Here is a 10,873-nt window from a genome sequence, read left to right as displayed (position 1 = left end):
AGACTTCCTCCACACCTACAACCACCACCGCTGCCACACCGCACTGGACGGCAAGCCACCCATCAGCCGTGTGAACAACGCTCCAGGTCAATACAACTAGCGCCCGTATTTCCCGCCAAGGTTGCCCATCACATGGGGCAACACGACCAGAGGAGCTGAGCCAGAACCAGATCTCGTGAACAGCGCCGCACACGCTGATCACTGGTTGCTGCTCGAACTCATCGACAAACGCTCTCCTTGGAAACGAACGAAGCCAGCCGCGCGACATTCCTAACGGCGTCACGGCGTCACGGCGTCACGGCGTCACGGTGTCTCCCCGATCACGGGCGGAGGCTTGCGCGACGGCAGACGGTGCCGAGCCGGTGGCTGATCCCGCCGATCCCGCCGATCCTGCTGATCGCCCGGCGTACGGCGACCGTCGGCCTCGACCACGAGGGTGGTGGGCCGGAAAATTCATGTGCGGATCAGGTATCGGGTTGTCAGGCTGAGATCATGAAGTCTCAGCGCGACCCCGCCCCCGGCTCTTCCACCAGGCCCCGGGCGACGGACTGGATCACCACGCCCATCACTGCGGATCTCCTGCTCGGTGCGCTCGATGTGGAGCGCACCGAGCACGGGGTCCTGCCGCACCGGCTGCCTGCCCGGGCGCGCGCACAGTGCGCCGACAGTCAGCTGGCCCTGGCGGAGACCCAGCCGTCGGGTGTACGGCTCGCGTTCCGTACCAGTGCCACGGCCGTCGAGCTGGACACGCTCCGTACCAAGATGTCCTACCAGGGCGCCCCGCCCCGTCCGGACGGTCTGTACGACCTGCTCGTCGACGGCCGCCTGGCCGGGCAGTCCAGTGTGCCCGGAGGCAACGTCCTCATGGTGGACATGACCACCGGGGCTGCGGAAACCCGGCCCGGCCCGGTCGGCACCGTACGGTTCACCGATCTGCCCGACCGTGTGAAGGACGTCGAGATTTGGCTGCCGCACAACGAGATCACCCGGCTGGTCGCCCTGCGCACGGATGCTCCCGTCGAGGCCGTGCCGGACGAGGGCCGTAAGGTGTGGCTGCACCACGGCAGTTCGATCAGCCACGGCTCCGACGCCGCAAGCCCCACCACGACCTGGCCGGCGCTGGCCGCCTCCCTCGGTGGCGTGGAGCTGATCAACCTCGGTCTGGGCGGCAGCGCCCTGCTTGATCCGTTCACCGCCCGAGCCCTGCGGGACACCCCTGCGGACCTGATCAGCGTCAAGATCGGCATCAATATCGTCAACACCGATCTGATGCGTCTGCGTGCCTTCACTCCGGCGGTACACGGCTTCCTCGACACCATCCGCGAGGGGCATCCCACTACTCCGCTGCTGGTCGTCTCGCCCATCCTGTGCCCTATCCACGAGGACACCCCCGGCCCCAGTGCCCCGGACTTCAGCAACCTGAGCGAGGGAAGGCTCCAGTTCAAGGCCGCGGGTGACCCCGCGGAACGGGCCGGCGGGAAGCTGACACTCAACGTCATCCGGAACGAACTGGCCCGCGTCGTGAAGCAGCGGGCGGCCGACGATGCGAACCTGCACTATCTCGACGGCCGCGACCTCTACGGCGAGGCGGACTTCGCAGAGCTGCCGCTGCCCGACCAACTCCACCCGGACGCCGCCACACACCGCCGTATCGGCGAACGTTTCGCAGCCCTGGCTTTCGACATCGACGGACCGTTCGCCGCCGAGCGTGCCTGAGGCGCCCGCTCCGGCGGTTACGGTGCCGAGGTAGACGTATCCGCGCTTGTCGTAGCGGAAGTGGGAGGACGACGGCCCCGACCACGAACGGGACGACCACGAACGGGACGACCACGAACGGGACGGCCACGAACGGGACGGTCATGAATGGGACGACTGCCACCACCGCCACCGGAGCACACCAACGATCAGGCCGCCCCACTTGGCCACAGACCGGGCGCCGCCGGTTCGATTCCGGGCGCGGCGTAGCGATGAGCACGCGAGTGAGCCCAAGTCCAGCGGGCCCTACAGTCCGTACCGCCGGGCCGACTCCTCCTCCTGGGCCAGCCGGTGCAGCGCCCGCAGCACCGGCTCGAAGAGAATCGCCGCCGCAACGGCGGTCTCGACCTTCTCCGCCTCGGAGGGATGGGTTTCCACGAAGTCCAGGTCGCGGATGGCTGCTTGGTGCATGAGCCGGGCATACGGTGCCATCAGCTCGGCGTCCCAGGGATAGCCGAGCCGGAGGAGCGTGGCCACCGCCACCACCAGCGCACGGTGGTCGGGGGACAGCTCGCCCAGTTCCCGGGCGGTCGACCAGCCCAGTGTCTCAAGCAGCCGGTCCACCTCGCGGCGGGCGGCGGCCACCGTCTCGTCCCCATCGTCCGGATCAGGCCCGTGCGGCAGTGCCCACAGCGCCGCGCCCAGGCGGATCGTGCGGCCCAGCGAGTGGTCGTCGACATGCCCGAGCACCTCTTTGGCCGTCGCCACTGGGAGCCGGCCGACCTCGATCAGCGCGCGCACAAGACGCAGCCGGCGCAGATGGCTCTCGTCGTACTCGGCCGTCGTCGCGCCGATCCTGCGGCCCGGTGCCAACATCCCTTGCCGCAGGTAGTACTTGATCGTCGCGGTGGAGACGCCGCTCCGCTCGCTCAACTCTGCCAGCCGCATCTCTTGCACCCCTCATCGGATAGCGCCATTATCCAAGACGTCAGGGATGGATAACTCCATTATCCAACAGGTGCTTTGGAGGCAGCATGTTCGCCAAGCCGATACCGGGTCGCACCACCGCAGCCAACGAGGGCGACGTGGTGGTGCTGTTGATCGGAATGCGCATCAACCACTTCTGGGCGGTGCACCAATGGGTGCCGGTGTTCCTGTCCATGCTGCGCATGCTCAGCGAGCTGACCAAGGACAAGAGCCGGGGGCTGCTCGGCCGCACTCTGCTGACCGGATCGCCGCGTACGTACTACGTGGTCCAGTACTGGGAGTCCAAGGAGAAGCTCTACGCGTACGCCTCGTCGCCGGACATGTTCCACCACAGGGTGTGGGCGATCATCAACCGCAAGGAGCGCAAGGGCAAGGTGCGCCAGCATGTGGGGCTGTGGCACGAGTCGTACATCGCGCCTGAGGGATCGTACGAGTCGATCTATGCCGACATGCCTCCCTACGGGTTGGCCGCGGCCACCGGGGTACTGCCCGTCGAGAGTCGCGGCCGGCGTGCGGCCGACCGGTTGGCGCACCGGACCGTCGGAGCCACCAATGGCTCCTCAACACCTGCGAGTTGACCGGTCGAGTCTCCATAGTGCAGTGGCGCGACGACCTGGCGGCGGAGTGGGCGCACCGCCTGGGGTTCGGCCCCGACACCGATCCGTACCCGCAGTTGGCCGCCGGGATGGCGCCAACCGCCTGCGACACCGTGCTGCAGCGGCGGAGCTGCAGCAACGGCGCCGAGGGGCCAACGACTGCGCCGGCTGGCCGCGTCCGTCAACAAGCCTTCCGGGAGAGGCGGACGTGCTCGTCGACGGCGCGGCGGTGCGCCGACTACCCCGATCATGGTGAAGCGATCCGCTACCGATCTTGCTCACCAACCGGTCGCCGGACGAACGCCAGCGAGTGCGGGCCCGAGCGGGCGACGACCGCCCGGTACCCGTGCTCATGCTTTCGACTGGTAGCCGTCGTAGTCGTTCCAGGAAGGATGTTGGGTCATCAGTTGTTCCCAAGTGGGCCAGGATTCCTGGGTCTTTTGGCGGACGAGCTCACCCGGCATGCTGAATGGTGGGGCCTTATGCGGATTGCCGAGTGCTTGCCCAACGATCGTGTCGTAGAGCACGGGCGCGGCGTGCAGGCGAGGCAACGCGGCATGGATGCGGTGGACGTACCCGGCCGGGACGGTGTGCGGTCCTTCGGGGCCGAGGTCGTATCCGGCACCGGTCGTTACCAGTGCGATTTCCGGGCGTTTGCGGATGGCGATCTCGTAGTGCAGGTGCAGGGCGACCGCATCCCATACGATTTCGACCTTTTCGGGTGACAGTCCCTGGTCGGTGAGGAAGCGAGCGGCCAAGTCGGCACCGTCGATATCGAAGCGCTGATCGCCGTTGCCCTCGGGGCTGAGCCCGGCGTCGTGCAGAAGGCAGCCCAGAAACAGCAGCTCGTCGTCGTAGTCATGGTCGGGTTGCAGACCTTGCTGCGCGCCGAGGAAGCGCCCGTAGAGATAACTGCGCATGCTGTGGTTGAAGATCGCAGGGTCCTCGATGCCATGTACGTAGCGCACCGCTTTGAGCGCCATGTCGGTACGAGGGAAGGGAAGTCCCGGGTATGTGTTGTCCATTGGATCAGCCTTCCTGGGCTTGGTGAGTGGGCGGTTGGCTCGTTCGGGCACGGTTTCGGATCCGCCGCAGGGCGAGCAGTCCGCCGACTCCCGGGATGAGGGCGTGCCATCGGGCGCCCGATGAGGCGGCTGGGGGGACCATCCAGGTGGCCGCGATGGCGACGAGGTAGGCAGTGCCGTGTAGCGGGCCGAGGAGCGTCGCGATCGCTTGCGTGTGTGTGGTGAGCAGGTTGAGCAGCAGGGCTGCGAGAGATATGGCCTCTGCGCCGGCCGAGATCCGCAGTGTGCGCACAGGGATCACGCACCTGTGGTGGAGCCGGGGCGGACGATCATCAGGACGACGACGATCGCCCAGAGGACGTTGAAGATGCCGGTGAGCATCGTGAGGCGGGTCGCTGTGGGACGCGCCGCTTCCTGGGTGGGCAAGTCCTGGGCAGCCAAGGCGAGCAGGCGCTGCTGGCCGGGCAGGATGGCCATCGCGAGGAGGGCTGCGGCGATCACGGTCAGCGCGAGCGAGGCGATCAGCCAGGCGTCGGTGAGGACGCCGAGTTGGGCGCCGGTGGCTACCCCGAACACCGGCACGGCGAGACCAGCGAGAGCGTAGCCGCGGCAGATTCGGTGCAGGAGTGCGGCGATCCCGGCGGATCGGCCGTCCTGTTCCTCGCCGCCGGACGCCCGCAGCGCATAGCGCGGAAACATCGAGGCAGCCACAGTGATCGACCCGACGGCCAGGATCGCGACGAGGACGTGCACGGACAACAGCAGCTTGGTCACGGTGGGTTCTCCAGGCAGAAGGCAAATGCAAATACGTTGGCTGCCAATACATACACTGCCTACGGTAATTTTGGGTAGGCTGCCTACTCATGAAGGCGGATGCGGTGCGAGGGCACCTGGATGGACTGTTGCTGGCCGTGCTTGAGCCGGGCCCGCTGCACGGCTACGCGATCATCGCCGCGGTCCAACGCCGCAGCGGGGGAGTGCTCGAACTGCGCACGGGCACGATCTACCCGGCCCTGAACCGGCTGGAGCGGCTCGGGCTGCTGAGCAGCAGTTGGCAGTCCGCCGGCGAACGGCGTCGTCGGTGCTACGAGCTCACCGACGCGGGACGACACACTCTGGCCGGCGAGCGGGCGGCGTGGAGCGAGTTCACCACAGCGATCGGCTCGGTCCTGAACCCCGGCACACCGCCCGGGCTGGCCACATGAACGCCACCGGTCGGCAGACCGACCTCATAGGCGACTACGTGGCGGACCTGACAGCCGCCCTGCACGGACCGGCCCGCGCCAAGGCCCGGATGATCGAGGAGATGCGCGACGGCCTCGCGGACACGGCTGAGGCCCACACAGGCGAAGGAATGCCCTACGCACGCGCCGTCCGCCAAGCAGTGCGAGAGTTCGGGACGGTCGACGAGCTCGTGCCGAGCTGTCAACGGGAACTGACCATCGCCCAGGCCCGGCACACCGCCCGGGTCATCGCGCTCACCGCCCCCTTCCTGATCGCCTGCTGGTATCTGGCCCGTACCGCCGACCACGTTCAGGGCTGGCAACTGCCGTGCACGGCACAGCTGCTGGCCGTTCATCTGGCCGGTGTCGCGACCATCGCCGCGCTGCTCGCCGCAGCGTCGCTGGCCGCTACCGGCGCCCTCGCCCGCCGGCTGCCCACGCCGCACCGGCTGCCACTCGTGGTCGCCTGGGCCGGCACCACCGCCAGCGCCGCGATGGCGGTGACGACGCTCGCCCTCGCCGCCGCCTCAGCCCTGGCCACGAACTGGCCAGTGCTCGCGCTCGCCGGCACACTCGCAGCTGCCTCGCACGCCGCAGTAGCAGCCTCGGCCCGTGCCTGCCGTCGCTGCGCCCGCCTGCCCGTCACACAACCCGCCGTGCCCCGACCGCGCGGCTGACGCCGTCCCACGAGAAAGGCAGGAATCCGGGACGCGAGAGGGCTACGCAACTCTCCGGCGTAGCCGGCGCCGTGGCGTGTACGGCGTGATCCGATGGTGGCGCGACCCGGGCAGCACACCGGGGAACGCGTTGGCGCGGTAGCAGGCGCCGTTGTCAATGACGTTGCGCTCGATGCGCGGACGACGCCGTGGGCGGCGAACCAGGCTCTCGCCCTGTGTATGAAGGCGATGGTGGTTGCGGCTTTCTCGTCTGGCAGCGCTTCGGCGTAGGCGAGCCGGCTGAACCCGTCGACGGCAGAATGGGGGCATATGAAGCCGCCGCGCTCGCTCTTCTTCGTGCGACGCTAGAGACGCCAGAGGTTCTTGCCTGCTCGCTTCCGCGTCCGTGGGCTCTCCACCCGCCGCCGTCCGGGATCTGGCAGACCTTCTGCACGTCGACGTGGACCATGCGCCGGGGACGGCGGGCGGTGATCTTCCGCGGCTCCCGGTTGGATTCACCGTTCGGGTCCATGAACCGGCGGCGGTTCGGTCCAAGCGCGAGCAGATGACGCGACACCGTGCGGCGAGTGATCGAGCCCCTCTCTTCCTGGAGCTCAAATGCGATCCGCGAGGCCGGCCACTTGTGAGTGAGGCGGACGTCCTCGATCCGGGCCACGATCGCGGAGTCCGTTGCAGTCGGCTGGCGGCGCGGTGGTGAAGAACGATCCAGCAGGCCGAGTTCACCGTGGCGGCAGTAGCGGTTGCCCCACTTCGACGCGCACGCCCTGGAGATTCCCATCTCTGCCGCGACGTGGGCGATCGGCCGCTTCGCGGCAGCGCTCGACCAGATGGCGCCTGCCCTCAATGGCAAGAGGCGCATTGCGATGCGACATCTTGGAGCTTCCTGGCTTCGTCGGCGTCGGGGTCAACGAACAGTGGTCTGCGAATCCGCCGCGATGAGCGCGACAGACTCTCTGACCGCGTCCAGCGCCGCTGTTCGTTCCTGGTGGGTCATGTGGGCAGGTCCATAGGTGACCACGGGGTCGAGCACCTGGAAGCCGACGAACTCCAGCATCCCGTGGTGGATGTGGAATAGGAAGTCGTCCATCGAGCCGAAGGCGCCACCAGGGCGGAACGACTCACTGGGCCCGCCGGTCGTGAACAGCAGCATCGCTCGCTTCCCGGCGAGCGCTGCGTCGCCGAAGAGTCCGTAGTCCCCGCCGAAGACCCCGCCCATCACGAAGACCCGGTCCACCCATCCCTTGAGGATGGCGGGCAGCGAGAACCACCACATCGGGAATGACAGCACGAGCAGATCAGCGGCGAGCAGTCGATCAAGATGGGCCTTGACGGCCGCGTCGAGCGTCCCGTCCTTGAACGCGCGCCGCTGCTCGGCCTGCGGCTTGAAGTGACCTTCCACTGGTGCGAACTCCTCGCGGGCGAGGGCCGGGGCCCATGCGTCGGAGTAGAGGTCGAGGACGTCGACTCGGTACCCGGCATCACGCAGGGCCTGAGCCGCAGTGGTCATCTGGGCCGTGCTGAACGAGTGGGGCTCAGGGTGAGCGTGAACGATCAGGGCGGTGGGAGCAGCATCGAAGGTCGACATGAGAAGATCATATCGACGTATTGCGATTCGTCAATCAGATGGTGGTGTCGATCGCTCGTGCCACCTGCGCCAGCCGCTCTTCATCGCGCCGGTAGTGGGTCCACTTGCCCACCCGGGTGGGACGCACGAGCCCCGCCCGTTCGAGCGTGCTCATGTAGCTGGAGACGGTCGACTGGGCGAGTCCCGACTTCGCCTGGATGTGCGTGACGCACACGCCGACCGACTGACGGTCGGCGATCGGCTCATACTCGCCGAAGTGCCTGTCGGGATCCTTCAGCCACTGCATGATCTGCAAACGGGCAGGGTTGCCAAGGGCCTTGAACACCTCGATCAGATCACCCGAACCCGATACCGCCGCTTCGGCCATGAGCCGCCTCTCTCGCCAGACACTCCGACACACCACGATATCTCGATATCTGATCCGTAGGTGGGCCGCGTCGATCGGGGGACTTTCCGTGGGCACGTGGGCATGTACATCTCGTTCACGTGCGTGACGCCAAAGGAACTGGACAGGGCCGAGAAGGATCCTGAATGGGCAGACGTTTCTCTATGGGCTCGCCGCTCACCGCGCCGCCGGCAGCGGGCCCGATCACTGAACGTGAATCTCGGTGATCGCAGATCGCGACCTCGCGTGATCGCTCACAGGTCGCGCATGCTCACGTTTTCTCCTATGCGTTCCGAATCGCGTTCACCAGTCCAGCAACAAGGTTCGCCCGCTCGGCCATGGCTTCGATCACCAGGTACTCGTGGTCGGCGTGCGCACCGCCCCCGACTGCTCCAAGGCCATCGAGTGTCGGCACCCCCAAAGCGGCCGTGAAGTTGCCGTCGCTTCCGCCGCCGACTGCCTTGCCTTCGAGGTCGGGAAGCAGTCGCTTTGCCGCTGCAAAGAGCTCGGCCGCTGCCGACTCGGGCATCGGGGGTCGGCTGATGGCTCCCTGAACCGTGATCTCCGCCTCGTCGAGATGCGGAGCCAGTGCTGCGAACGCGGATTCAATTCGTTCTTTCTCGTCGGCCGACTCGACCCGGACGTCGACGATGACGGTCGCCTCTGCGGGAACGACGTTGTCCAGGGTTCCTGCGGACGCGACTGTCGGGGTGACAGTCGTGCCGATGTCGGGTCGACCGAGCGCTGCGATATCCAGCACTTGGTGTGATGCTTCGATCAGGGCGTTGACCCCGGCTGCGGGCTCAAGGCCTGCGTGCGACGCCCGGCCCGCGATGGATACTTGGAACGTGCCGCAGCCCTTACGGCCGGTCTTGAGGGCTCCGCCGTCAGCGGCACCCTCGAACACGAGTACAGCGCCGCAGGCGACGGCTCGTTCTTCGATGAGAGCTCGCGAGGAGCGGGAGCCGACCTCTTCGTCGGCGGTCACCAGGATCTCGATGCCTGACCGGTCATCGAGCGTCGCCAGGCCGTGAACGGCCTGTACCAAACCGCCAAGCATGTCAAAGACACCGGGGCCGGTTGCATGCCCGTCTTCGACCATGAACGGGCGGCGTTCAAGAGTGCCGAGCGGAAACACCGTGTCATGGTGACCGAGGATCAGCACTTTGGGATCGCCGCCGGCCGACCAGTGGACGTGCGGCCCGGCTTCGCTCTCAACGAAGATGGCCTGCCCGCCAAGGCGGCTCTCGATGACAGCGGCGACAGCTGCGGCCGATGCCTTCAAGGCGTCGAGATCGCGCGATGGAGACTCGATTTCGACGAGTGTCCTGAGGTCCTCGATCATTGCGTCGACACTCACATCGACGGTCTTGTGCATCGTCACGTTGGAAGGGTACTTGGTACGCAGTGACGGAATGGGCTTACCTGCCGGGTCATCGTTCAGGTCATCGTTCAGGTCATCGTTCGGGTCATCGTTTGGGTCGAAAAACGCGGTGCGCGCCATGTGGCCGGGTCCGACCTGAACGCGACCATCTGCAGGTCGCGCGGGTCGATGCCGTCGGCACGGTTGCGATTCCGCTCCTGATCGCGGGGGCCGGTCTCTTGGAGGGTGCCCATCACGCTCCGGCCGGACGCTGGCGCTTCGCCGCTCCGGCGACTCCAGGTGAGTTCACACCTTCACCAATGGAGTGCCGGAATCGGTTTCGGTACTCGGTCGGTGTTGTGTTGAGTTGTCGGCGGAACGCACGGATGAGGGTATCGGTGGTATTGAAGCCGCAGGTGGATGCGATCCGTTCGAGAGTTACATCCGTGGATTCAAGTTGATTGCGCGCCACTTCGACGCGGGCTGATTCGATGTAAGCGGCCGGTGTCATTCCAAGTTCAGTCTTGAAGATTCGGGTGAGCTGCCGTTCGCTCACATGGACGTGAGTGGCGAGGTCGGCGACCGTGAGCTGTTCGTTGATGTTTCGCGTGATGTAGTGGCGGAGATCCTCGATGCGTCGCGTTGTCGAGACGGGTTCGAGCGGGACGCTGAATTGGCTTTGCCCGCTTGGTCGTTTCAGATACATCACGAGCTGCCGAGCGACGCGAAGCGCGGTGGCTTCGCCGAAGTCGTCGGCAACGAGGGCAAGCGACAGGTCAAGGCAGGCGCTGATTCCCGCGCCGGTCCACACATCGTGATCGCGAATGAAGATCGGATCGGCGTCGACCTCGATCGAGGGGTGATCGGCGGCGAGTTGCTGCGCGGTCGACCAGTGGGTCGTGGCGCGCTTGCCGTCCAGTAGCCCGGCGGCCGCGAGAATATGTGCTCCCACACAGACGGATGTGACGCGCCGTGTCCTGCCGGCGAGTGTCTTCACCCAGGCGACCACTGTGGGGTCGGTGATGGCGTGAACACGGCGTTGGTCGTCGACTTCGACCGAGCCGGGAACCATGAGGGTGTCGATACTCCTCACGGACACCTCCTGGAAGGTGGTGTCGGGGAGGACACGAACCCCGGCAGAGGTGGTTACGGGGTCCATGGTTTCGGCGGCCAGTACGACGTGGTAGCCCGTCGCGTCGTCCACCTCGCGTTGCAGCAAGGAGAACACTTCCGGGGGCCCGGTGACGTCCAGCAGGTCGACGCCGTCGAAGAGGATGACGACAACGAGTCGTTTGACGGTGCTCATCTGGTCTCCGTTTGGTCGGCGCCGGCGGTCT

At 66.6% G+C, this 10,873-nt stretch carries 12 protein-coding genes and 2 pseudogenes; 5 read left to right on the top strand and 9 right to left on the bottom strand.

Annotated elements, in window-relative coordinates:
• Window positions 1-100: pseudogene (locus AB0I10_RS32615) on the top strand (IS481 family transposase); the annotation flags it as partial.
• 392 nt (window positions 101-492) lie between these two features.
• Window positions 493-1,716 carry a GDSL-type esterase/lipase family protein gene (locus AB0I10_RS32610; protein WP_363156280.1) on the top strand — a complete coding sequence of 408 codons (1,224 nt, stop codon included), beginning with the start codon at window positions 493-495 and terminating at the stop codon, window positions 1,714-1,716.
• A 285-nt stretch (window positions 1,717-2,001) separates the two neighbouring features.
• On the opposite strand, the gene AB0I10_RS32605 is transcribed toward AB0I10_RS32610, so the two are convergent.
• Window positions 2,002-2,643 (bottom strand): MerR family transcriptional regulator, encoded by a 642-nt coding sequence (locus AB0I10_RS32605; RefSeq protein WP_363156279.1) that lies wholly within the window; start codon window positions 2,641-2,643, stop codon window positions 2,002-2,004.
• A gap of 86 nt (window positions 2,644-2,729) precedes the next feature.
• Between AB0I10_RS32605 and AB0I10_RS32600 the strand changes: the two genes are divergently transcribed.
• On the top strand, window positions 2,730-3,260 hold the full coding sequence (locus AB0I10_RS32600; protein WP_363156278.1) for a DUF4188 domain-containing protein: 531 nt from the start codon (window positions 2,730-2,732) through the stop codon (window positions 3,258-3,260).
• 368 nt (window positions 3,261-3,628) lie between these two features.
• Here AB0I10_RS32600 and AB0I10_RS32595 read toward each other — a convergent pair whose 3' ends face one another.
• From AB0I10_RS32595 to AB0I10_RS32585, 3 genes are read right to left on the bottom strand one after another with little or no spacing between them, the layout of a single operon-like run.
• Window positions 3,629-4,303: an HD domain-containing protein gene (locus AB0I10_RS32595; RefSeq protein WP_363156277.1), complete on the bottom strand. Its 675-nt coding sequence runs from the start codon at window positions 4,301-4,303 to the stop codon at window positions 3,629-3,631.
• A 4-nt stretch (window positions 4,304-4,307) separates the two neighbouring features.
• On the bottom strand, window positions 4,308-4,604 hold the full coding sequence (locus AB0I10_RS32590; protein ID WP_363156276.1) for a hypothetical protein: 297 nt from the start codon (window positions 4,602-4,604) through the stop codon (window positions 4,308-4,310).
• Entirely contained in the window at window positions 4,601-5,077 is a 477-nt protein-coding gene (locus tag AB0I10_RS32585) for a hypothetical protein (RefSeq protein WP_363156275.1), read from the bottom strand. The genes AB0I10_RS32590 and AB0I10_RS32585 overlap by 4 nt, the downstream gene beginning before the upstream one ends.
• An 89-nt stretch (window positions 5,078-5,166) precedes the next feature.
• Between AB0I10_RS32585 and AB0I10_RS32580 the strand changes: the two genes are divergently transcribed.
• Both AB0I10_RS32580 and AB0I10_RS32575 read left to right on the top strand, forming a co-directional pair.
• Entirely contained in the window at window positions 5,167-5,508 is a 342-nt protein-coding gene (locus tag AB0I10_RS32580; protein ID WP_363156274.1) for a helix-turn-helix transcriptional regulator, read from the top strand.
• Window positions 5,505-6,203: a permease prefix domain 1-containing protein gene (locus AB0I10_RS32575; protein ID WP_363156273.1), complete on the top strand. Its 699-nt coding sequence runs from the start codon at window positions 5,505-5,507 to the stop codon at window positions 6,201-6,203. The genes AB0I10_RS32580 and AB0I10_RS32575 overlap by 4 nt, the downstream gene beginning before the upstream one ends.
• 69 nt (window positions 6,204-6,272) lie before the next feature.
• Here the strand turns inward: AB0I10_RS32575 and AB0I10_RS32570 are convergent.
• The 5 genes and pseudogenes from AB0I10_RS32570 to AB0I10_RS32550 form a co-directional block, all read right to left on the bottom strand.
• Window positions 6,273-7,075, bottom strand: a pseudogene (locus tag AB0I10_RS32570) (leucine zipper domain-containing protein); the annotation flags it as partial.
• A 32-nt stretch (window positions 7,076-7,107) separates the two neighbouring features.
• Entirely contained in the window at window positions 7,108-7,788 is a 681-nt protein-coding gene (locus AB0I10_RS32565) for an NAD(P)H-dependent oxidoreductase (RefSeq protein ID WP_363156272.1), read from the bottom strand.
• Between the two features lie 34 nt (window positions 7,789-7,822).
• On the bottom strand, window positions 7,823-8,155 hold the full coding sequence (locus AB0I10_RS32560; protein ID WP_363156271.1) for a metalloregulator ArsR/SmtB family transcription factor: 333 nt from the start codon (window positions 8,153-8,155) through the stop codon (window positions 7,823-7,825).
• Between the two features lie 301 nt (window positions 8,156-8,456).
• Window positions 8,457-9,557, bottom strand: a complete 1,101-nt coding sequence (locus AB0I10_RS32555; protein ID WP_363156282.1) for a M20 family metallopeptidase — start codon at window positions 9,555-9,557, stop codon at window positions 8,457-8,459.
• 232 nt (window positions 9,558-9,789) lie between these two features.
• A complete protein-coding gene (locus tag AB0I10_RS32550) occupies window positions 9,790-10,842 on the bottom strand; it encodes a GlxA family transcriptional regulator (protein ID WP_363156270.1) in 1,053 nt (350 codons plus the stop codon).
• Window positions 10,843-10,873: the final 31 nt, after the last annotated feature.

This window comes from Streptomyces sp. NPDC050636 (assembly GCF_040654775.1).
Classification (GTDB): Bacteria; Actinomycetota; Actinomycetes; order Streptomycetales; family Streptomycetaceae; genus Streptomyces.
This window is presented reverse-complemented; position numbering and strand designations above follow the sequence as displayed.